The organism is Nocardioides solisilvae (assembly GCF_003194625.1).
GTDB classification, from domain to species: domain Bacteria; phylum Actinomycetota; class Actinomycetes; order Propionibacteriales; family Nocardioidaceae; genus Nocardioides; species Nocardioides solisilvae.
Genome location: NZ_QHKX01000001.1, coordinates 346,986 through 369,706 on the forward strand (window position 1 = coordinate 346,986; position 22,721 = coordinate 369,706).

The 22,721-nt window shown below is 73.6% G+C and carries 12 protein-coding genes; 6 read left to right on the plus strand and 6 right to left on the minus strand.

The window, feature by feature from the left end:
* Window positions 1-7: 7 nt before the first annotated feature.
* Window positions 8-2,719: a type I DNA topoisomerase gene (gene topA / locus DNK53_RS01685; protein WP_110180571.1), complete on the minus strand. Its 2,712-nt coding sequence runs from the start codon at window positions 2,717-2,719 to the stop codon at window positions 8-10.
* 188 nt (window positions 2,720-2,907) lie between these two features.
* On the opposite strand from topA, the gene DNK53_RS01690 reads away from it, so the two are divergent.
* Complete coding sequence (locus DNK53_RS01690) at window positions 2,908-4,734, plus strand: carboxypeptidase-like regulatory domain-containing protein (RefSeq protein ID WP_110180572.1); 1,827 nt, start codon at window positions 2,908-2,910, stop codon at window positions 4,732-4,734.
* Window positions 4,735-4,897: 163 nt separating this feature from the next.
* Window positions 4,898-7,981 carry a nidogen-like domain-containing protein gene (locus DNK53_RS01695; protein WP_110180573.1) on the plus strand — a complete coding sequence of 1,028 codons (3,084 nt, stop codon included), beginning with the start codon at window positions 4,898-4,900 and terminating at the stop codon, window positions 7,979-7,981.
* Between the two features lie 77 nt (window positions 7,982-8,058).
* Here DNK53_RS01695 and DNK53_RS01700 read toward each other — a convergent pair whose 3' ends face one another.
* Together DNK53_RS01700 and DNK53_RS01705 are read right to left on the minus strand one after the other, a co-directional pair.
* Complete coding sequence (locus DNK53_RS01700; RefSeq protein ID WP_110180574.1) at window positions 8,059-9,546, minus strand: DUF7059 domain-containing protein; 1,488 nt, start codon at window positions 9,544-9,546, stop codon at window positions 8,059-8,061.
* A gap of 74 nt (window positions 9,547-9,620) precedes the next feature.
* Window positions 9,621-14,996, minus strand: coding sequence for a carboxypeptidase regulatory-like domain-containing protein (locus DNK53_RS01705; RefSeq protein ID WP_162599706.1), 5,376 nt, complete (start codon window positions 14,994-14,996; stop codon window positions 9,621-9,623).
* A 186-nt stretch (window positions 14,997-15,182) separates the two neighbouring features.
* On the opposite strand from DNK53_RS01705, the gene DNK53_RS01710 reads away from it, so the two are divergent.
* Together DNK53_RS01710 and DNK53_RS01715 are read left to right on the plus strand one after the other, a co-directional pair.
* On the plus strand, window positions 15,183-16,070 hold the full coding sequence (locus DNK53_RS01710; protein WP_162599707.1) for a sensor histidine kinase: 888 nt from the start codon (window positions 15,183-15,185) through the stop codon (window positions 16,068-16,070).
* Window positions 16,067-16,246 carry a DUF1059 domain-containing protein gene (locus DNK53_RS01715; protein WP_110180577.1) on the plus strand — a complete coding sequence of 60 codons (180 nt, stop codon included), beginning with the start codon at window positions 16,067-16,069 and terminating at the stop codon, window positions 16,244-16,246. Before DNK53_RS01710 ends, DNK53_RS01715 begins: the two co-directional genes overlap by 4 nt.
* Window positions 16,247-16,272: 26 nt before the next feature.
* Here the strand turns inward: DNK53_RS01715 and DNK53_RS01720 are convergent, their stop codons facing one another.
* The 3 genes from DNK53_RS01720 to DNK53_RS01730 all read right to left on the minus strand — a co-directional run bounded on the left by DNK53_RS01720 (window position 16,273) and on the right by DNK53_RS01730 (window position 19,816).
* The gene (locus DNK53_RS01720) at window positions 16,273-16,827 is read right to left on the minus strand and encodes a hypothetical protein (RefSeq protein ID WP_110180578.1); all 555 of its coding nucleotides are present in this window, start codon (window positions 16,825-16,827) and stop codon (window positions 16,273-16,275) included.
* Between the two features lie 126 nt (window positions 16,828-16,953).
* Window positions 16,954-19,299 carry a sodium-translocating pyrophosphatase gene (locus DNK53_RS01725; protein ID WP_110180579.1) on the minus strand — a complete coding sequence of 782 codons (2,346 nt, stop codon included), beginning with the start codon at window positions 19,297-19,299 and terminating at the stop codon, window positions 16,954-16,956.
* A gap of 181 nt (window positions 19,300-19,480) precedes the next feature.
* Window positions 19,481-19,816 (minus strand): STAS domain-containing protein, encoded by a 336-nt coding sequence (locus tag DNK53_RS01730; protein ID WP_110180580.1) that lies wholly within the window; start codon window positions 19,814-19,816, stop codon window positions 19,481-19,483.
* Window positions 19,817-19,939: 123 nt separating this feature from the next.
* Between DNK53_RS01730 and DNK53_RS01735 the strand changes: the two genes are divergently transcribed.
* Window positions 19,940-22,288: a DEAD/DEAH box helicase gene (locus DNK53_RS01735; RefSeq protein ID WP_110181347.1), complete on the plus strand. Its 2,349-nt coding sequence runs from the start codon at window positions 19,940-19,942 to the stop codon at window positions 22,286-22,288.
* A gap of 10 nt (window positions 22,289-22,298) precedes the next feature.
* A complete protein-coding gene (locus DNK53_RS01740; RefSeq protein WP_162599708.1) occupies window positions 22,299-22,613 on the plus strand; it encodes a hypothetical protein in 315 nt (104 codons plus the stop codon).
* Window positions 22,614-22,721 lie beyond the last annotated feature (108 nt).

Consider the following 22,721-nt stretch of genomic DNA (forward strand, 5'->3'; position numbering starts at 1 on the left):
CGCGGGCTCACGCCTTCTTGGCGGTCGCCTTCTTGGCGGTCGTCTTCTTGGCGGCGGTCTTCTTCGCGGCCGCCTTCTTGGCCGGGGCCTTCTTCGCCGTCTTCTTCGCGGCCTTCTTGGCGCCCTTCTTCGCGGGCCCCTTGGCGCGCCGCTCCTCCAGCAGCTCGGCCGCCCGCTCGAGGGTGATCGCCTCGACGGTGTCGTCCTTGCGCAGCGTGGCGTTGTACTCGCCGTCGGTCACGTACTCGCCGAAGCGTCCGGCCTTGACCACGACCGGCTGCCCGGAGACCGGGTCGTTGCCGAGCTCCTTGAGCGGGGCCGTCGCGGCCCCCCGACCCCTGGCCTTGGGCTGCGCGTAGATCGCCAGCGCCTCGTCCAGGGTGATGGTGAGCAGCTTCTCCTCCGCGTCGATCGTGCGGGAGTCGGTGCCCTTCTTCAGGTAGGGCCCGTAGCGGCCGTTCTGCGCCGTGATCTCGACGCCCTCGGCGTCGACGCCGACGACCCGCGGCAGCGAGAGCAGCTGGACCGCCTGGTCGAGGGTGACCGTGTCGAGGGTCATCGACTTGAAGAGGGAGCCGGTGCGCGGCTTGGCGTTCTTGGGAGCGTCCTCGGGCAGCACCTCGGTGACGTAGGGGCCGTAGCGGCCGTTCTTCGCCACCACGACGAGCCCGGTCTCGGGGTGCACCCCCAGCTCGGTCTCCTCGCCGGCCGGGTTGGCCAGCAGCTCCTTGGCCTTCTCGAGGGTGAGCTCGTCGGGCGGCAGGTCGTCGGGCACGTTGGCCCGCTTGCCGGCCGGCGCCCCGTCGTCGCCCGGGCCCTCGATGTAGGGCCCGTACCGCCCCACCCGCAGGTGGATCCCGGAGTCGTCGCCGCCGACCGGGAAGGTCGCGAGCTCGCGGGCGTCGATCTCGCCCAGCCCGGTGACGAGCGGGTGGATCCCGGTGACGTCGTCGGAGCCGTAGTAGAACTCGCCGAGCTCGGTGACCCGGTCGCGGCGGCCGCCGGCGATCTCGTCGAGGCGGTCCTCCATCTCGGCGGTGAACTCGTAGGAGATCTGCCGCGGGAAGTGCTCCTCCATCAGCCGGACCACCGAGAAGGCGATCCACGCCGGCACGAGGGCCGTGCCCTTCTTGTAGACGTAGCCGCGGTTCTGGATCGTGCCGATGATCGAGGCGTAGGTCGAGGGGCGCCCGATCTCACGGTCCTCGAGCTCCTTGATCAGAGTCGCCTCGGTGTAGCGCGACGGGGGCTTCGTCTCGTGGCCGGCCGGGGTCACCGACGCGGCGCTCACCGCCGCGCCCTCGACGAGCTCGGGGAGGCGGGTCTCCTGGTCGTCGCGCTGCTTGGAGCTGTCGTCGAGGCCCTCGACGTAGGCCTTGAGGAAGCCGTGGAAGGTGATGACCCGGCCGGAGGCGCCGAAGACGACGTCGCGCCCGTCGGCGGCCCGCCCGGCGAGCCGGACCGAGACGGACTGGCCGACGGCGTCCTTCATCTGCGACGCGACGGTGCGCATCCAGATCAGCTCGTAGAGCCGGAACTGGTCGCCCTTGAGGCCCGTCTGGGCCGGCGTGCGGAAGGTGTCGCCCGCGGGCCGGATCGCCTCGTGGGCCTCCTGCGCGTTCTTGACCTTCGACGCGTAGGTCCGGGGTGCGTCGGGCAGGTACTCCGCGCCGTACAGCTCGCGGACCTGGTCGCGGGCCGCTCCCACCGCCGCGCTCGAGAGCGTGGTGGAGTCGGTACGCATGTAGGTGATGAAGCCGTTCTCGTAGAGGCGCTGGGCGACCGACATCGCCACCGAGGCGCTCATCCCGAGCTTGCGGCCGGCCTCCTGCTGGAGCGTGGTGGTCCGGAAGGGGGCGTACGGCGAGCGCTTGTAGGGCTTCGACTCCACCGAGCGCACCTCGTAGGAGGTGTCGTGGAGCGCCTCGGCCAGGGCCTCGGCGCCGCGCCGGTCGAGGTGGACCACCGCGTCGGGGGCCTTGAGCTCGCCGGCCTGGGTGAAGTCGGAGCCCCGGGCGACCCGCTTGCCGTCGACGGAGTGGAGCTTGGCCGGGAACATCCGCGGGTCGGCGTCGGCGCCGCCGTCGAAGGTGGCCTCGAGGTCCCAGTAGGAGGCGAGGCGGAACTTCATCCGCTCGCGCTCGCGGTCGACCACCAGCCGGGTCGCGACCGACTGGACCCGGCCGGCCGAGAGACCGGACATGACCTTCTTCCACAGCACCGGGGAGACCTCGTAGCCGTAGAGCCGGTCGAGGATCCGGCGGGCCTCCTGGGCCTCCACGAGGTCCATGTCGATCTCGCGGGGGTTCTCCGCGGCGGCGAGGATCGCCGGCTTGGTGATCTCGTGGAAGACCATCCGGCGCACCGGGATGCCCTTGGGCTTCAGCTCGTCGAGGAGGTGCCAGGCGATCGCCTCGCCCTCGCGGTCCTCATCGGTGGCGAGGAAGAGCTCGTCGGCGTCCTTGAGCAGCTGCTTGAGCTTGGAGATGTGGCTCTTCTTGTCGCGGGGGACGACGTAGTAGGGCTCGAAGCCGTTCTCCACGTCGACGCCGAAGCGGCCCCACGGCTTGTCCTTGATCTTGGCGGGGATCTCGGCGGCGCTCTGGGGCAGGTCGCGGATGTGGCCGATGGAGGACTCGACCACGTAGCCCTTGCCGAGGAACCCCCCGATCTTCTGGGCCTTGGTCGGGGACTCCACGATGACCAGCTTGTGCGCCACTTCTCATGCTTCCTTGCTCGAGGGGCCCCAGACGGGGCTCACGGCCGACACGGTAGCGCGACCCCGGGACCGCCCCGGCCACGCCGCCCCTCGCGCGGACCCCGCCGCCTCCCCGCGGCGTCCCCGATATAGGGGGTATGCGCCCCCGATCCCGCTCCGGGACCGTCCCGGTCACCTACGTTGCGCCGGTGAGCTCGGAGTCGCGTCCCCACCTCGTCCTGGTCCTCCTGGCCCTGGCCCTCCCGCTGGCGCTGCTCGTCGCCCCGCCGTCGGCCCGGGCCGACGACCCGGGCCCCGACTGGGGGGTCGTGACCGGCACCCTGGTCGACACCGGGGGCGCCCCGCTCCGGCTCGGGTTCGCCGCCACCTCCGGCGCCCAGCGGCGCACCGCCGCCACCGAGGCCGACGGCCAGTTCTGGTTGCAGCTCCCGCCCGGCCCGTGGCGGCTGACCTTCGCCGAGGACGACGCCGCCTTCGTGACCCGGACCCTCGACGTCACCGTGACCGAGCGCGGCACCACCGAGCTCGGCACCGTGACGCTCGCCGCGCGCGCCACGGTGACCTTCGACGGCGTCGTCCGCAGCTCGGGGGGCGACCCGCTGGCGGGGGCCGACGTGGAGCTCCTCCGGCTGGAGGGGTCGCCCGGCCGGTTCACCGGTGCCGACCCGGTCGCCTCGGCCGTCACCGACGCCGCGGGTCGCTACGAGCTCGCCGGCCTGCCGCAGCAGGCCGGCCGGTGGTACACCGTCGCCGCGTACGCCGCCGGGCACCGCGACGGCGTGCTCGGCGGCGGCAGCGACCCGCTCGCGGGGACGCCCCTGGAGTCCGACACCGACCGGACCGCCGCGCCGCTCGAGCTGCGGCGCGCGCCGTCGGTGCACGGCACGGTCCGGGGACCGGACGGCGCCCCCCTGCCGGGCGTGGACGTCCAGCTCTGGCGCTGGGACGCCTCGCTCGACGGGTTCGTCCCGGTCACCGCCGCGCCCAGCCGCAGCGCCGGCGCCTACTCGATCCCCTTCGTGGGGAGCGGGCACTACACGCTCTGGTTCGAGACCACGGGGAGCGCCGCCACCGCGGCGGTCGCCGAGCCGGGCTGGCTCGCGGGCGGCGCACCGCCCGCGGGACCGGGCAGCCCCGGCGTCTTCTCCTTCGACGAGGACGCCCCCGCCGACGTGACGCGCGACCGCACGCTCGCGGCACCGCCGTACGCCTCGGGACGCCTGGTCGACGCCGCCGGTCGCGGCCTCGCGGGTGTCGCGGTCGACGTCCTGCTCTGGGACGGCCTCTGGTTCTCGCCGCTCTTGACCCCGGTCACCAGCGCGGCCGACGGCACCTTCCGGGTGCGGCTGCCGCGCGGGGCAGTCGTCTCCCTCTCCTTCACCGGCCCCGGGGACCGCGTCCACCACCTCGGGGGTGGCACCGAGATCCCGGAGGAGCCGACCGGCGACAACAGCCTCACCGTGGCCGGCGACGTCGACCTCGGGACGCTCCTCGACGGGGTGCCGACGACCGGGCCCACGCCGACGGAGGAACCCAGCCCCACGGACCTGCCCAGCCCGACGCCCCAGCCCACCCCGACGGTCGCCCCGACGGTCGCCCCGCCGACGCCTGCCGGCACGCCGACACCCGTCGGTACGCCGTCGCCCTCGCCGACCTCCTCGGCTCCCACCGCCGTGCCCACCGCCGCGCCCACCGCCGTCCCGACGCCCCCGCTCGCCGCCTCGACGGTCCGGCTGCGGGTGCAGGGGAAGGGGCGGAAGGTGCGGCTCCGCATCACGGTCCGGATGGCCGCCGGGGGGTCGACGACCGGCCTCGTGCAGGTGCGCGCGGGCCGCGTGGTGCTCGCGAGCGGGCGCCTCCGGGCCGGGGCGGCCACGACGGCCAAGGTCACGCTCGCGATCAGCGCGAAGCGGCTCGCGCGGCTGCCGGGAGCCCGGAAGAAGCTGCGCGCCCACTTCGGCGGGAACGCCCGGACCGCGGCCTCCACGTCGCGGCAGGTCGTCCTGCGACCCTGAGCTGGACTAGTCCGGTGGACGCCTCGCGTCCCCAGCATTGAGCAAAAGTCCACGAGATCGGCCACCTGGCGGTTCGCCGCGCTCCTAGTGTGTGCCCACCTCGCGGGTGCCACGTGGGTCCCGCACCATCCCAGGGGGGATCTGTATGCACCGGTTGTCCAGGGTGCGCCGCGTCGTCTTGCTCGCGGTCGCACTCGTCGTCTCCATGGCCGGGCTCGCCGTGACGAGCTCGGCCCACGCCGCCCCGCCGAAGGACCAGCCCGACCCGAAGGCGGTCGCCCAGGCCGAGGGCGACCCCGGCACCGTCGAGGGCGCCGTCGCCTACCCCGAGGACGGGCCCGAGACCTGGGGCTACGTCAGCCTCTACGGCTGGAACGCCGACTTCGACTACTTCGACTACGTGGACGAGGCCGAGGTCTCCACCTCCTCCCCCGGCTACGCCTTCACCGGCGTCGCCCCCGGCACCTACTACCTGCGCTACGACGACTACGACGACCTCTACTTCCCGGCCTGGTCCCAGGGAGCCACCCAGTCCCCGAGCGACCCGGACCAGCCCGGCGCCTTCGTCGTGAGCTCGGACCAGACGGTCGGCACCCAGCTCGTGCCGATGCCGCGCAACGGCGGCCCGGTGGGCGGCCCGGCCGTCACCGGCACGCTGACCGGCGTGGGCGGTGCCCGGCTCGCCGACGCCCAGGTCACGGCGTACGCGTGGGACGGCAGCGCCTTCGGTCCCGTGGCCGCCGACATGACCGAGGACGACGGCTCGTTCCGCCTCGTCACGCCGACGGGTCAGCAGGTCACCCTCGGCTTCGAGAAGCGGGCCTACGTCCCCGTCTTCCTCGGCGGCGGCGCCTCCCTGCCCGCCGCCCCCGACGCGGGCAACACCGTCACCGTGACGGAGGACGACGTCGCGGTCGGCACGGTCGCGATGACCTCCCGGCCCAGCACGATCGGCCGCGTCGCCGGCCAGGCACACGACTGGTGCCGGACGAGCACGGTGCCCTCCAACGACGACGGCTCCAGCGCCGGCATCCCGGTGCCCTTCGACATGACGTTCTTCGGCACCCCGCACGACACCCTCTTCGTCAACAACAACGGCAACGTGACCTTCGGGTCGGGTCTCTCCGACTACACCCCCAGCGACCTCACCGGTCCCACCGAGCTGCCGATCATCGCGCCGTTCTTCGCCGACGTGGACACCCGCGGCACGAACAGCTGGGAGGTCAGCTACGGCACCTCCCCCGACGGCACGAAGTTCTGCGTCAACTGGGCCGACGTGGGCTACTACTCCTACGCGGACGACAAGCTCAACACGTTCCAGCTGATCCTGAGCTCCACGGAGAACGACCCCGGGCGCAGCGAGGGCGACTTCGACATCACCTTCAACTACGACCGGGTCCTCTGGGAGACCGGCGAGGCGTCCGACGGCGTCGACGGCTTCGGGGGCACCTCGGCGGCCGTCGGCTTCTCCGGGGGCACCGGCCAGCCCGGCACCTTCGTGCAGCTCGCGGGCTCCTTCGTCAACGGCGCCCTGCTCGACGGCGGGGCCAACGCGCTCGTCGCCGGTTCGCAGGGCGCCACCCAGCCGGGGCGCTACGTCTTCCCGGTGCGCAACGAGGGCCTCGAGACCCTGTACGGCGGCCTAGACGGCTCGGTGCAGACCGAGGACGCCGAGCCGGTGGCCGACGCCTACGTGCAGGTCTGCGTCGAGGCGGGCAACCAGTGCTCGTACACCCACACCACCCCGCAGGGCGCGTTCTCGTTCCCCGCGCGTCCCGCCGGTGACCAGGTCGTCCGCGTGTGGCCCCCGTCCGGGGACCTCTTCGCCGGTGGCGGCACCGCCACGGTGGCGGTGGGCGAGACCACCACGATGGAGCCGATCGTGCTCGCCGCCCCGCGCGGCATGCCCGACAACGCCACGCTCGGCGGTTCCACCGGCACCGGTGACGTCCCGTCGGTCTACTACGGCGACCCGCTCCCCCTCACGGTCCGCGGCTGCGCCGGGGTCGACTCCCCCACCTACACCGTCCTCCTCGAGGGTCGTGTGGTGCGGGGTCCGCTGCCCCTCACCGAGGGACCGGCCGGCAGCTACTCGGCCATGATCGCCCCGCTCTACCCGCTGACGGGCAGCGCGGAGATCCGGACCAACGTCCCCGGGACCTGCGGGGGCGCCGAGACCCGGTTCAACGTCTACATCGACCCGAGCGGGACCGTCACCGACCAGTGGGGACGCCCCGTGGCCGAGGCGATCGTCACCCTGCTGCGCTCGGACACCTACAACGGCGACTACACCGTCGTCCCCGACGGCAGCGACGTCATGTCGCCCTCCAACCGGGCCAACCCCGACACCACGGACGACGCCGGCTTCTTCCGGTGGGACGTGACGGCGGGCTGGTACAAGGTGCGGGTCGACGCCAACGGCTGCACCAGCACCACGACCGACGGCATGGAGGTCCCGCCGGAGAAGATCGACCTGCTGATCCGGATGCAGTGCTCCAGCGCCGCCCCCGCGCCCACGACCGCCCCGTCCGTGACGGGCGACCCGGTGGTGGGCAGCACGATCACCGCCGCGCCCGGCACCTGGGCCGAACCGCTGGTCGAGGCCGGCGTCGAGCTGCTGCGCAACGGGATCCCGATGGCCTCCGCGACCCACACGCTCACCGCGGGCGACGTCGGGGCGGTCTTCACGGCCCGCTCGGGCGCCCAGCGTCCCGACTACGTGGACGTGGGCCAGGCCCTCACGGTGACCTTCACCCGGGCCACCGCGACGTCGGCCCCGGTGACCGGTCGCGCGGCGCCGTCCGCGCAGCCGACCCCGGGACCCTCCGAGTCGCCGTCGCCGAGCCCGCAGCCGACGGCCGGCCCGACCCCGGCTCCCGAGCAGCCGGTCGCGGAGCCGGTCGTGGCGTCGAGGACCCTCCTCAAGGTGGACCGGAAGAAGTCGACCGCGAAGAAGACCGTCGTGGTCGTCACCCTCGAGGTGGCCGCCGGCGGGTCGACGGCCGGCACGGTCCAGCTGAAGGCGGGCAAGAAGGTCCTGGCCACCAGGACGGTCGCGGCCGGGACCACGAAGGTCACGTTCAAGCTCAGCGCCAAGAAGCTCGAGAAGTTGAAGGGCAAGGCGAAGGGCAAGGGCAAGAAGGGCAAGAAGCGCGCCAAGGCCAAGAAGGCCAAGGTCAGCGTCAAGGCCCAGTTCGGCGGCAACGCGCAGACCGCGGGCTCCGTCTCCAGGGCGGTGAAGCTCTGACCGCCTGACACCCGCGTGACAGGGTCCCGCGCAGCCATCTGGGAGGTGGCTGCGCGGGACCTTTCACGTCCGGGGCGTCACGACCCGTCGAGGAACCCCTCGGCGACCAGCTCGGCCACCACGGGGAGGTAGGTCGCCCGCAGCTCGGCGGCGTCCCGGCCGAGCAGCGAGGCGACCGCGTCGAGGATCTGTCCGACCGCCAGCTCTCCGTCGCAGGCCCCGACGAGCGCCGCCTCGACCGTGTCGACCTTCCGCGCGCGACGCAGGCCCCGCTGCTGGCGCAGCACGATGGACTCAGGGTCCTCGGCGCCGGGCTCCCCCTGGGTCTCCTGCAGCACGTCGACCCGGGTGGAGAGGCGCGCGGCGGCCAGGTCGGGGGTGCGGTGGAGCAGGTCCCGGGCGCGGGCCCACTGGAGGGTGGCCGGGGCGACCGGCTGCTCCACGTCGTACGGCCACTCCAGCAGCTCACGTGCGGCGCCCTGCGTGGCACCCCCGCGGCGCAGGTTGATCCACCCGAAGCCGATCCCCTCGACGCCCTCGGCGTCGAACCAGCTGAGCCAGGTGTCGTAGCGCTGCGCGTAGTCGGGACCCCCGTGCTGGCCGGCGTCCTTGAGCCACAGCTCGACGTACGCCGCGGGGTCGAGCACCTCGCGCTGCACGACGAAGGCGTCGGTGCCCTCGGGCACCCACTCCTCGAGCCGTTCCGCCCACGGGCGGTCCGCGGCGATCACCCAGTTGGCGAGCACCTGGCACCAGCCGCCGTCGGTGAGGTGGTTCGGCCCGGTGCGCACGATGTGCTCGACGACCCGGTCGCCGGGCAGGCCCGAGTCGCGGTAGACGAGCCGCTCGCCGGTGGCGGGCGAGATCACGAAGGGCGGGTTGGTGGCGATCAGGTCGAACCGCTCTCCCGCGACCGGCTCGAAGAAGGAGCCGTCGCGGACGTCGACTCCCGTCAGGTCGTTGAGCGCCACGTTGAACCGCGTCATCCACAGGGCCCGCCGGTTGACGTCGGTGGCCACCACCCGGCCGCTGTGCCGGGCCAGGTGGAGCGCCTGGACGCCGCACCCGGTGCCGAGGTCCAGCGCGCTGCCCACGGGCTCGCGCAGGGTCATCTGGGCGAGCGAGGTCGACGCGGGGCTGATCCCCAGCACGTGGTCGGGACCGACGCGCGCGGGCGAGCCGTCGAGGCCGGGGGTGAGGTCGCTGACCACCCACAGGTCGCCCCGGTCGTCGTCGTCGGTGGCGTAGGGGCGTACGTCGAGGCGCGCGGCGACCTCGCCCACCGACTGCTCGACCACGCCCTGGGCGGCCAGCCGGTCGACCAGGCCCGGCAGGGCCCGCTCCGCGGCCTCCAGGGGGACCGGGACCTGGAGAAGGAAGAGGCGGGTCAGCGTCTCCAGCGGCGACCCGCCGCCGGTGGCGCGCACGCCGGGGGTGGTCTCGTTGCGGCCCAGCGCGGCGTGGGCGCGCGGGCCCAGCGCCTCGGCGACGGCGTCGTAGGTGAAGCCTGCGGAGAGCACCCGGTCACGGAGCTCCCGGGCAAGGACGGCGGTCTCGTCGGACATGGGCGACATCCTCGCAGGGAGGGCAGGACCCGCGGGCCGCCTGGGCGACCCGCGGGTCCTACTCGCCGGGGACGTCAGCGGATGGTGACGGTCACCCACCTCGACGTGGCTCCGGCGACCCGGGCGTTTCCGGCGTAGACCACGCGCAGCCGGTGCTTGCCCTTCTTGAGCGCCTTCCTGACCTTGAGCGTCAGGACCCCCTTGTGGCCGGGCTTCAGGGTCCCCTTGGCCACGACCTTCGTGCCGTCGAGGACCTTGAGGGCACCCGTCACCGCCCTCACCCCGGTCGCCTTGACCGTGATCCTCAGGACCACGCCCTTCGGCTTCGTCTGCTTCGCGGCGGGCTTGGCCGTGACCTTCGCCTTCGCCTGGGCCTGCTCCGGGGTCGTCTCCGGGGTGGGCTCCGGCGTGGGCTGCGAGGTGGGCTGCGCCGTCGGTTGCTGCGTCGGCGTCTGCGTCGGCGTGGGCTGCTGCGTCGGCGTCGGCGTCGGCGTCGGCTCCGGCGTCGGCGTCGGCTCGGGCGTCGGCTCGGGCGTCCGGGCCGCCGGCACCAACAGGCCGGCCGAGACGTCGGTCAGGGTCCGGAAGTCGACCGGTGCACCACGCCCCTCCTCCTGCGTGTAGCTCGGCCGGCTCGCGACCCGGCGCACCGAGAGCGTCGCCGTCCGGTCCTGCTCCGTCACCCGGTAGGTCGCGCCGGTGGCGCCCGGGACGACGGCGCCGTTGCGGAGCCACTGGGCCGTCGCCGTGTAGCCCGCGGTCCATCCGGAGAGGTCGGCGGTCAGGACGTCCCCGACCTCCGCCGCGCCGCCGTTGGCGTCCGTCACCGTCACGGTCGCCGGGCCGGGGCGTGCGACCTCGCACTCCAGGTCGACGAGCAGGTCCACGCGAGGCGGGTTCACCTGCATCGCCTCGGTGGTCTCGGTCGCGCACCCGGACTTCTCGGCGCGGACCTTGTACCAGCCCTCCTCCACGTCCCAGCGGAAGTAGCCCACCGCGTCGGTCGTCGAGGGGTTGGCGCGGTTCGCGGGCGACATGACGTCGGACCCGTCCGGGACGGCCATGTAGGGGCCGTCCTCGGTGTCGGACCGCAGCAAGGTCACGGTGGCCCCCTCGAGGGGACGCCCGTACTGGTCGGTGACGACGCCGCTCGGGTCGATGTAGACCTTCGTCCGCGTCGGGGCACCGCCGCACTCGGCCGGCACGTTCGTGGTGAACGTGGCCATGCCGCTCGTCGGGAAGACGACGGAGGCGGAGTAGACGGCCTTGCCGTCCGCGACCGCACCCCTCGCCAAGGTGCCCGTCAGCGGCGTCGTGCCGTTGTCGAAGGTCACCTCGTACGTCGGCGCGGCGACGTCGGCGCAGCCGGTCACCTCGATCCGCTGGGGCGTCCCGGAGTAGACCATCGGCACCCCGTTGAAGCTGCCCGTACTGCCCGGGACCTCCACGTTGGGGGCCGGGGTCGGCGGCGACTCGAGGCGGACCTCGATCTCGGCGTCGGCGTCGGCGGTGACGTCGACGACGGCGCGACCGTCGAGCAGTCCGCTGCCCTCCGGGGCGTGGACGACGACCTGGTGACGACCCAGGGGGAGCGTCCCACCGAAGGAGCCGTCGGGTCCCGTCGGCGAGTAGCCCGCCTGACCGCTCCAGGCACAGCTCCAGCCGCCCGCGGAGCAGGCCAGCCAGCTCGCGCCGACGACCGGGGCGCCGTCGGCGTCCTCGACCGCCCGGCCGGCGAAGCGCCCGCGGAGGGGCTCGTCCCCGTCCCGGACGGTGCCGACACCCACCACGTGCGTCGTGGGCACGTGCCCCGGCGCCGTGGCGGTCACGCGCACCCAGAGGTAGCGGCCCGCGTCCCACCCGGAGGGCACGTAGGTGCTGGAGGAAGTCCCGGGCATCCACTGCCCCGTGGTCCGCCACTGGTAGGTGAGGGAGACCTCCCCGCCGTCGGCGACCCACGTGCCCGGCGCCGCCGTCAGCGTGCGACCGACCGCCGGGGTGCCCGTGACCGTGGGGGCCTCGACCATCTCCACCTGCGCCGGGGCCCCCAGCACGACGGGCTCCGTCTCGACGACGAGGTCGGGGTGGCCGGCGCGCGAGACCGTGACCTCGGCACGGATCCGCGCGCCCTCCTGGTGGGTCTGGGTCGCCCACTGGTCACCGGTGACGGGCTGCAGGTACCCCTCCGCGAACCACCGGGTCCGGAAGGAGAGGTCCGCCGTGGTCCCGCCCGGGACCTCCCACTCCCCGAGGTCGACGCGCACGGTCTGTCCAGCCCGCGGCTCCGCGGGGGTCACCGAGGGACGCGTGGTGCTGACGGCCGGGCGCTGCCCGACCGGCAGCACCCGGCTCGCGGTCCCGAAGCCGGGCGCGCGACCCTCCCGCCGCGCCACGACGGTCAGCGCCACCGTCGAGCCCGCGCTGTCGTCGGGCACCGTGTAGGTAGGTCCGGTGCCCACCTTCGTGCCGTCGAGGTGCCAGACGTACCGGTGCTCGAGGTCACCGACCTCGCGGAATCCGATCATCCAGGCCCCGGGGTGGGCCGTGAGCTCGTCACCGGCGAACCCACTCCCCACGATGCGCACGCCCTGTGGCACGGGCGGGGTGGCCCCGGCGAAGCCGGACGTGTGGAATCGGTAGCGGCCAGGCTGGTCGGAGTCGAGCGACCCGTGCACCAGACCCGTCTCGAGGTTGCTGTCGTTGTACGCACCCGAGGCTCCGCTGCCCGGAAGGAGCAGGTGTCCCTCGTCGGTCCCGGTACCGGACGTGAATCCGGCCCAGGCGCGGACGGGGTAGTCGTCGCTGACCGGCAGGTTCACGGCGTCGTAGTTGTAGGTGACGTCGAGCCCGCCGTCGGAGGCGGGCGCCAGCAGCACCTGGTAGGTCGAGTGGTCGGACTGCCACTGGACGCACGTGCTGCCGTCGTCCCGCACGCCCCAGGTCGGAGTCGCGTAGTACCCGCCGGCGAGCGGGGCCAGCTGCGGCAGCCCCATGTCGGGGTCAAGGGGGTCCATCTGCAACCAGGGGCTGTTGACCGGCAGGAGGAGGCCGGTGTCGCCCACCCTCAGGTACTGGTCACCGACCTGGATGCGGTTCTGGTCGTGGCGGTCGAAGCAGGCTTCGTCCCGGATCCCCGCCACGGCGCCGATCGCGCCCCACTGCACCTCGCCCAGCTCGTGGTCCACGACGGCGGTCGGGCTGCCGAAGGACCGGCTGGTCGTCAGCGACCCGTAGGGCACGCGGCTGCTGATCAGGTCCAGCGCGGTGTCGGAGGGGACCCGGATCCGGTACTCCCCGTCGTCCTCGGTGCTGGTGCTCGCGAGCCAGAGACCGCCACCCGCCGAGTAGGCGTGGACGGACGCGCCGCTCAGGGGTTCGCCACTGCCCCGGACCGTGCCGGAGACGACCGTTCCTCGACCCAGCTGCAGGTCGGCGTCGCTCCGCAGCCCCGTGGTGGTGTCGACGACCCCCGCCCCCTCCAGGCCACGGAACGTCGGCGCGTGGCTCGGGAGCGCCTGCACCATCCCGCTCGTGGATCCGTAGGGTCGGGCGACCAGCCCGTAACGTCCGGGCTCGACGTCCGTGAAGCCGAACCGGCCGTCGCCCCGGGCGAGGCGTGCGGCGTCGACCCGCGTGGACGCGACCTGGTAGCCCCCCTCTGACGAGATCAGGACGACCTCGACGGAGGTCGCGTTCATCTCGTCGCCCGCCTCCAGCGTCACGCTCCCGCTGATGGAGCGGGGGTCGGGGACCAGGACCAGGGGGCCGGCCGTGCCGACGCCGGCCTGCAGGGGGACGACGAGTCCGTCGTGCGGCAGCTCGGCCCCGCCCAGGACGGTTCGTCCGAGGTTCGCCTCCGGCTTGCTGGCGGAGACGGTGACCTCGGAGCCCGAGGCCACCCCCCGCACCGTGTAGCTGCCGTCCGCGCGCGACCGCGCGGTCGGTCCTGGGAGGGCACCCCACGGACTCTTGGTCCACACCTGGACGGTCGCGCCCGTCACCGGCTCGCCGTCCGCGTCGACGACCGTGCCGCGGACCCGTCCCGGGGCCGCCGGCATCACGATGGGCGCCAGCTCCTGCGGCTCGCCGGGGGCGAGGGTGAAGCGCGTCGCCTGCGACTCGGAGGCGACGTCGCCCAGGAACCGGCTGGTCCCGTTCCAGTGGGCCGAGACCGTGTAGCTGACGCCGGGCGAGAGGCGCACCGACCAGGTGCCGTCGGGCGCGGCCCAGGTGATGCCTCCGCCCGGCGACATCGGCGGCCCGTGGACCTCGATCCGGACGCCGTAGTCGCCGACCTCCAGGGGTCCGTCCTCGTCGGCCACCACGCCCCGCACCTCGACCAGGCTGCTCGGGAACCGGGTCTCGCCCACGTCCAGCCGCTCGCCTTCCGCCAGCGTGACGGTGCGGGCTCCGGCCGCCTCGGCCGCCCCGCCGAGGTGGACCGACTCCTCGGCCCCGAGGGACCGGGAGAAGCGCAGCGTCAGGGGAAGTCCGGCAGGCACCCGGGTCGAGAACTCACCCGACTCCCAACGGCTCCAGCCGAGGTGGAGGAGTGAACCTTCGACCACCGCCGCGAGGGAGTAGTCGTGGGCAGCCACCCCGTCGGCGTCCAGGATCCGACCCGTGAGCTCCGCTCCCTGCTGCACGCGCAGGTCACCCAGCTGTGCGAGGTTCCCGTCGGTCGGCACGCCGAACGTCTCCGCGGCACTCTGGACAGCGTGTCCGCCGAGCCACGTGGCGATCGCCTCGGCCCCGGTCTGGGGCCTTGCCACCACGGTGTACTCGTGGCGACGGTCGAGCCCCTCGAGGCGGAACTCGCCCCGCTCGTCGGTGACCACGCGGCTGTTGAACCAGATCGAGGGGTCCACTGCGAAGGCGTGGACCTCGATGTCGGACAGCGGACGCCCGTCCGGTCCCAGGACTCGGCCCTGCGCCGCGAAGCCCGGCTCCCGGACCATGGTGACCGGGTCGAGCCGCTTGGTCTGCTCGGCCGCGACGGAGACCGGCTCGCCGGCTCCACCGCCGTAGAACTTCGGGAGGTACTGCAGGACGCCCGACGGACCACCGAACGTGGCCGACGAGTAGCGCACGAGGAGGTCGCCGGCGGGGACCGGCAGCTCGTAGACCCCGTCGTGCGTCGTGGTGGTCGCGAGCGGCGCGGTGGCGGGGGCGCTCGCGTCGAACGCCTCCACGACGATCGCGGCGCTGAGGGCCTTCCCGCCCTCGTCGAGCAGGCGTCCCCAGAGCAGCGCGTCGTCGGGTGCCTGCGGATCGATGATGCCGCGTGGCTGCACCAGCACCTTGCCGTCCACCCGCGAGGCGGGACCGGAGACCGTCGGCTCGGCGTCAGGCCCGACGGCCGAGGCCCCGACGCTCACGCCGACCGTGAGACCGGAGGCGATGAGCAGGAGTGCGAGCAGGCGCATCAGGGCGCGCCCCAAGGACGTCATGGATGTGGATCCCCCGTGTGAAGTCGTGCCCGGCCAGGAAGCCGGGTGTGCGCACCGTACGGTCGCCCCTGCGCCCGCGCCCGCGAGACGCCGGAGATGGTCCGCACTCGGGACCCGAGGTCTAGACCGTCGCACGCCGGAGGGCTTGTCCTCAGGAGACGCACGCGGCTGCCGATGGGAGTCCTCGTGACGGCTCCTGACCTCGAGGTCCTCGACGGCGGCCTCGAGCAGCGACCCACGGATCCCCGGGTCGACGCCGTGCTCGAGGTGCTGGCCGGCGCCCCGCTCGGCGAGGTGGCGCTGCGCCGCGGCGTGGACCGCGCGGTCCTGCACCGCTGGGTGCACGGCTTCGTCGAGGCCGGGACGGGGGCGGTGACCAACCGCCCCGACCCGGACGCCGCCCGGCAGCGCGACCGGTTCCTCGCGGCGTTCGCCCACGAGCTGCGCACCCCGCTGACGGTGGCGCGCGGCTGGGTCTCGCTGCTCGCCGACGAGGAGCTCCCGCCGCCCGTGCCGCGGACGGTGGAACGGCTCCAGGAGTCGCTCGCGCGACTGACCGAGCGGGTCCTGGACGTCGAGCTGCTGGCCGCCGCCTCCCTGGGCCTGCTGCGGGCCGAGCCGCGGGCGGTCCCGGTGCGCCGGCTCCTGGCCGGTGTGGGTGGGCAGGCGGCCGAGGAGGACGTCGCCGACGTCGACGCCCTCGTGGACCCCACGCTCTTCCCGCGCGTGCTGCGCGACCTGTGGGAGGCCGGGGGCTCGCTGCCGGCGCCGCGGCAGCTGCGCTGGGAGGTCACGACCCTCGACGGGTGGGTCGAGCTGCGGGTGGTCCGCGACGCCGACCCGATCGACCCCGCCGTGCTCCAGGCGCTCTTCGAGCCCTTCGACCTCAACGACGACGCCACCGGCGTGACGATCGGCCTCTACCTGGCCCGGGCGCTCACCGTCGTCCACGCCGGCACGCTGGGCGTGGAGCAGGACGACGAGCACGCCGTGCTGTGGGTGCGGGTGCCCCGCGCCGACCGACGTGCCCCGACAGATCCCCCCACCGATCCACCGACCGAGGAGAACCCATGACCTTCAAGCTCGCCTGCGGCGACGTGATGCCCGGCTGCGCGTCCCGCTTCGAGGAGACCGACCGTCAGGTGCTGCTGGCCAAGGTGGCCGCGCACGCCGCCGCCGACCACGGCGTCACGACGCTGACCCCCGAGGTGGTGCAGGCGGTGGAGAGCAGGATCGTCGCCACCGCCTGACCGGCCCCGGTCACTGCGTCACTGGGTCATTCGGCGGAGGGGGACTCGGTCCCCTCCGGCATCATGCAGCCCATGAGCGCGCCCATCAGCTCGCCGCCGGCGCCGCCGGCCTCCTCGCCCTCGACCATCGAGGTGACGAAGAAGTCGCGGAGGGCGTCCTCGGTGATGGCGTCCTCGACGCACTCCTTGGACTCGGCCGGGATCGAGTCGTCTGCGCTCATCTCCTTGAGCATCTCGTCGCGCAGGTCGACGCCGCACTCCTCGAAGTTGTCGTAGATGTCGTTGCCCTGGTCCTCGGTGAGCTCGAGGGTGGAGAAGTCGAGGTCGTCGGTGCCCTCGCCGAACTCCTCGGGCGAGCCGGCCTCCTTGACCTTGTCGAGGCCGACGACGTCGACGAAGCCCTCGCTGAAGCAGGTCGACTGCTCCTTGTCCATCGGGGAGTCGCCCTCGGCCATCGAGGTGGCCATGGCGTCGACGTAGGGCTTGGCCTCGTCGCTCTCGCCCTCGCCACCCCCGCCGCAGGCGGAGAGGATCAGCGGGGCCAGACCGGCCAGGACGAGCGGGGCAAGACGACGACGCATGGAGCACAACCCTTCGATGAGGGCGCGCACTGCTCACGCCCGACTCCGCGCGACTATAGGGGAGCCGGCACCCGGCTGGCACCCCCGCGAGACGGCCTTCGGGACCAAGGTCTCGCGGCGCGCGCGTCAGGTCGTGGGGTGCGTCCGCCGGTGCGGGGCCAGCGAGGAGGAGCCGGAGTCGTCCCCGTCGTCGCTGATCACGACCTCGCGCTGCTTGGAGACCCAGATCGAGACGGCGATGATCGCCACCGCCACGAGGGCGATGAGGATCCGCACGACGTCGTTCTGGTCCTCCCCCACGCTCATCGAGACGACCGCGCCGGCGATCAGCAGCGAGACCAGGTTCATCACCTTGATCAGCGGGTTGATGGCCGGCCCCGCGGTGTCCTTGAAGGGGTCGCCGACCGTGTCGCCGATCACCGTGGCGGCGTGGGCGTCGGAGCCCTTGCCGCCGTGGTGGCCGTCCTCGACGAGCTTCTTGGCGTTGTCCCAGGCCCCGCCGGCGTTGGCCAGGAAGACCGCCATCAGGGTGCCGGCGCCGATCGCGCCGGCCAGGAAGCCCGCCAGCGCCGTGGCGCCGAGGCCGAACCCGACGGCGACCGGCGCGAGCACCGCGAGTAGGCCGGGGGTGACGAGCTCGCGCAGGGAGTCCCGGGTGACGATGTCGACGACCTTGCCGTACTCCGGGCGGGCGGTGCCCTCCATGATCCCGGGGATGTCGCGGAACTGGCGGCGCACCTCGTAGACGACCGCGCCGGCGGCCCGGCCCACGGCGTTGATCGCCAGGCCGGAGAAGAGGAAGACCACGGCCGCACCGAGCAGCACCCCGACCAGGACCGCGGGGTTGAAGACCTCGAAGCTGAGCAGGCCGATCTCGTCGTCGGTGGGTCGGGCCTCCGCCAGCGCGTCGGCGACCGAGGTCGCGTAGGAGCCGAAGAGCGCCGTCGCGGCGAGCACCGCCGTCGCGATCGCGATCCCCTTGGTGATCGCCTTGGTGGTGTTGCCCACCGCGTCGAGCTCGGTGAGGATCTGGGCCCCCTCCTCGCTCACGTCGCCCGACATCTCGGCGATGCCCTGGGCGTTGTCGGAGACCGGGCCGAAGGTGTCCATCGCGACGATGACGCCGACGGTGGTGAGGAGGCCGCAGCCGGCGAGCGCCACCGCGAAGAGCGAGACGGTGAGCGCGGAGCCGCCGAGCAGGTAGGCGCCGAAGACCGCGCTGCCGATCACCAGCGTGGTGTAGACGGCCGACTCGAAGCCGACCGACAGGCCCGAGAGGATGACGGTGGCCGCGCCGGTCAGGGAGGTCTTGCCGACGTCCTTGACGGGACGGTACTCGGTGCCGGTGTAGTAGCCGGTGAGCGCCAGGATGCCGGCCGACATCACGATGCCGATCACCACGGCCGCCGACGCGATCAGCCTCGGGTCGCCCTCGAAGCCGGCGAACTCGCGGCCGAACTCCGCGAAGCTGTCGGGCAGGTAGAGGTAGGAGAGGACGACGGAGGCGAGCGCCCCGACGCCGGCGGAGACGTAGAAGGCCCGGTTGATCGTGGTGAGGCCGTTCTCGTCCTCCCGCGGACGGGTGAGGAAGACGCCGAGGACGGCGGTCAGGGCGCCGATCGCCGGGATGAGCAGGGGGTAGACGAGCCCCTCGGTGCCGAAGGCCTGCGACCCGAGGATCAGGGCGGCGACCAGCGTGACGGCGTACGACTCGAAGAGGTCGGCGGCCATGCCGGCGCAGTCGCCCACGTTGTCGCCGACGTTGTCGGCGATCGTGGCCGCGTTGCGCGGGTCGTCCTCGGGGATGTTCTGCTCGACCTTGCCGACCAGGTCGGCGCCGACGTCGGCCGCCTTGGTGAAGATGCCGCCGCCGACCCGCATGAACATCGCCAGCAGGGCGGCGCCGAAGCCGAAGCCCTCCAGCACGTGGGGGGCCTCGTCGCGGAAGATCAGCACCACCACGCTGGCGCCGAGCAGGCCGAGCCCGACCGTGGCCATGCCGACGAAGGCGCCGGTGCGGAAGCCGATCCGCATCGCCGGGTCGCGGCCCTCCGTCTCGGCGGCCGCGGCCACCCGGAGGTTGGCGCGCACCGCCAGCGACATGCCGAGGTAGCCGATCGCCGCCGAGAAGCCCGCGCCCAGCAGGAAGAAGACCGAGCGCCCGATCCGCACGTCCGTCCCGTCGGCCGGCAGCACCAGCAGGACGAAGAACGCGATCGCCGCGAAGATCCCGAGCGTCCGGAACTGGCGGGTGAGGTAGGCGTTGGCCCCCTCCTGCACGGCCTGCGCGATGGTGCGCATGTTGCCGGTCCCCTCCGAGGCCGCCAGCACCTGCGAGCGGAACACCGCCGCCATGACGAGCGCCCCGAGGGCGATCACCAGGACCACCGTGACGAGAGCGAGGTTGCCTCCGGAGAGCTCGGCGAGCTCCTGCACCTCCGGCTCCACGACGAGGGGACGGATCGCGAGCATGTGCGGCCTCCTGGGACGTGCGTCGAAGTCCAACCGAGCCGGAGTCTACGCAGATGTGACCTGCCTCACGCCAGCCCCAGTTTCGCAGGAGCCCCTTGCGCAGGCGGTTTCCGCGCCCGGCCGGAGACGTCGAGAGCCCGCACGCCGGACGGCGTACGGGCTCTCGGGAAGCGTCGGGGAGTCAGCCGGCGAGGGCGCTCGACTGGTCCTCGTGGATCGCGAAGACCTTGGCCAGACCGGTGATCCGGAAGATCTTGAGCAGCCGGTCCTGGTTGCAGACCAGGGCGAGCGACCCGTCGTGGGCGCGCACCTTCTTCAAGCCGCCCACCAGGACGCCGAGGCCGGTGGAGTCCAGGAACTCCACGTCGGCCAGGTCGATGACGAGGTCGTACACGCCTGCGCCCACGAGCTCGGTGATCTTGTCGCGGAGCTTGGGGGCGGTGTAGACGTCGATCTCGCCCCCGACAGCGACAACGGTCTTGCCGTCGACGTCGCGTGTCACAAGAGTCAGGTCCACGTCGTGTTCCTCGGCCTTTCCGCGGGGGATCTCGCACGGTGCAGGGACGCACCTGTGCTGTCTGCGCAAGATATCAAACCACGCTTTGGGCTCTTGTCGGTCCTCCTTGCCAGACTTGTGGACGTGCCGCCCCCCACGTCGACCTCCGCGACGACCTCCGCCACCCGGCCCACGGGCGCCCTCCTGGCGCGGCTGGGCGAGGGGCCGGGTCGCGAGGAGCGGCTCCGCCACGTCCGGGTGCTGCCCGCCCGCGAGGCGACCACGGAGCCCTGGCCCGCCTGGACGCACCCGGTGGTGCGCGAGGCCCTCGAGCGGCGCGGCGTCGCCGCGCCCTGGCGCCACCAGGTGGTCGCCGCCGACGCGGTGCGCGCCGGGCAGCACGTCGTGCTCGCCACCGGGACGGCCTCGGGCAAGTCGCTCGCCTACCAGCTGCCGGCCCTCACCGCCGTCCTCGAGGGGCGGGGGTCCCGCGGGGAGCGGGGTGCGGGGGTGCTCTACCTCGCCCCCACCAAGGCGCTCGCCCACGACCAGCTGGCCGGGCTGACGGCGCTGCGCACGGGCGTGCGGGCCACCACCCACGACGGCGACAGCAGCCGCGAGCAGCGCGACTGGGCCCGCGACCACGCGGAGTACGTCCTGACCAACCCCGACATGCTGCACCGCTCGCTGCTGCCGGGGCACAGCCGGTGGGCCAAGTTCCTCGGCTCCCTGCAGGTCGTCGTGGTCGACGAGTGCCACCACTACCGCGGCGTCTTCGGCGCCCACGTCGCCCAGGTGCTGCGCCGGCTGCGCCGGGTCTGCGCGCTGTACGGCGCGTCCCCCACCTTCGTCCTGCTCTCGGCGACCGTCGCCGAGCCCGAGGAGGCGGCGCGGCGGCTGACCGGCCTCGACGTCCTCGCCCTCACCGCCGACCACTCCCCGCGGGGCGAGCTCACGGTCGGGCTCTGGGAGCCGCCGCTCACGTCGTTCACCGGCGAGAACGGCGCCCCGGTGCGGCGTGCGGCCTCCTCGGAGACGGCCGACCTCCTGGCCGACCTGGTGGTCGAGGGCGTCTCCACCCTGGCCTTCGTCCGCTCCCGCCGCGGGGTGGAGCAGGTGGCCGTCCGGGCCGCCGAGCTGCTCGACGAGGTCGACCCAGAGCTCCCCGCCCGGGTGGCCGCCTACCGCGGCGGCTACCTCCCCGAGGAGCGCCGCGCGCTGGAGGAGGCGCTGCGGGCCGGGCGGCTGCGCGGGCTCGCGGCGACCAACGCGCTCGAGCTGGGCATCGACATCAGCGGGCTGGACGCGGTGGTGCTGGCCGGCTTCCCGGGGACGCGGGCGGCGATGTGGCAGCAGATCGGGCGGGCGGGTCGCGAGGGCCAGGACGCGCTGGCGGTCCTGGTCGCGCGCGACGACCCGCTCGACACCTACCTGGTCGCCCATCCCGAGGCGCTCCTCGGCGCCCCGGTGGAGGCGACCGTCTTCGACCCCGGCAACCACTACGTCCTCGCGCCCCACCTCTGCGCCGCCGCCCACGAGGCACCGCTCACCGAGGCCGACCTGCCGCTCTTCGGCCCCACCGCCCGCGCGGCCGTCGACGGGCTCACCGAGGCCGGCCTGCTGCGGCGGCGCCCCCGCGGCTGGTACTGGACCGACCGCACCCGGCCGAGCGACCTGACCGACATCCGCAGCAGCGGCGGGGCGCCCTTCCAGCTGGTCGAGGAGTCCAGCGGCCGCGTGGTCGGCACCGTCGACGCCTCCAGCGCCCACGGCACCGCCCACCCCGGCGCGGTCTACCTCCACCGCGGCGAGTCCTGGCTGGTCACCGAGCTCGACCTGGTCGACCGGGTGGCGACCATGGAGCGCCGCGACGTCGACTTCTCCACCTCGGCCCGGGAGACCACCGAGATCACGATCGTCGCCGAGCGGGAGCACGAGCGATGGGGCGACTGCCGGCTCTCCCTCGGCGAGGTCGACGTGACGCACCAGGTCGTCTCCTTCCTCAGGCGCCGGCAGCCGAGCGGCGAGGTCGTCGCGGAGGAGCCCCTCGACCTCCCGCCGCGCGAGCTGCGGACCACGGCGGTGTGGTGGCAGGTCCCCGACCACGTGCTCGCCTCGGCGGGGCTGGACGCCGCCGACCTCCCTGGCAGCGCCCACGCCGCCGAGCACTGCTCGATCGGCCTGCTCCCCCTCTTCGCGACCTGCGACCGCTGGGACATCGGCGGGGTCTCGACCGCCCGCCACCCCGACACCGGGGTCCTCACCGTCTTCGTCCACGACGGCCACCCCGGCGGGGCCGGCTTCGCCGAGCGGGGGTTCCGCTCCGCCCGCGCCTGGCTCACCGCGACCCGCGACACCATCGCCGCCTGCGAGTGCGACGACGGCTGCCCGTCCTGCATCCAGTCCCCCAAGTGCGGCAACCAGAACAACCCGCTCGACAAGCACGGCGCGTCGCGCCTGCTCGACCTGCTGCTGGACCACGCGGGCCGGTAGCGTGGCGCGCATGGTCGCTCTCGGTCTCGTCCTGATCGTCGTCGGCGTCATCGCGATCCTCTCGGCCCTCTTCGTCAGCGAGGGGCGGGCCGAGCTGCTCGGCATGGACCTGTCGGCCCTGTCGATCTTCCTCGTCGGCGTGGCCGCGGGCGCCTGCGTGATCTGGGGGATCAGCATCCTCAAGTGGGGCACGCGGCGCAGCCTCGCCGCCCGTCGTGAGCGCAAGGAGCTGCAGCAGCTCAACGCGAAGCTCGACCGTGCCGGCAGCCCCCGGAACGAGGAGCCCCGGGACCGCGACCGGGACCGCGGCGCCGACGGGGCGTGACCGACCCCGCCCCGCGGCCGGCGCTCGAGCGGCGCCTGGGGCTGCGCGACGCGGTGGTGGTCGCCTACTGCAACGCCACCTCCTCGGCCCAGCTCGCCGCGGAGTACC

What these genes read in the sequence shown, in the direction of transcription:
- DNK53_RS01700 (WP_110180574.1), bottom strand. Translation starts at nt 9,546, where the DNA reads ATGTCCGACGAGACCGCCGTCCTTGCCCGGGAGCTCCGTGACCGGGTG.
- DNK53_RS01705 (WP_162599706.1), bottom strand. Translation starts at nt 14,996, where the DNA reads ATGACGTCCTTGGGGCGCGCCCTGATGCGCCTGCTCGCACTCCTGCTC.
- DNK53_RS01715 (WP_110180577.1), top strand. Translation starts at nt 16,067, where the DNA reads ATGACCTTCAAGCTCGCCTGCGGCGACGTGATGCCCGGCTGCGCGTCC.
- DNK53_RS01720 (WP_110180578.1), bottom strand. Translation starts at nt 16,827, where the DNA reads ATGCGTCGTCGTCTTGCCCCGCTCGTCCTGGCCGGTCTGGCCCCGCTG.
- DNK53_RS01725 (WP_110180579.1), bottom strand. Translation starts at nt 19,299, where the DNA reads ATGCTCGCGATCCGTCCCCTCGTCGTGGAGCCGGAGGTGCAGGAGCTC.
- DNK53_RS01740 (WP_162599708.1), top strand. Translation starts at nt 22,299, where the DNA reads ATGGTCGCTCTCGGTCTCGTCCTGATCGTCGTCGGCGTCATCGCGATC.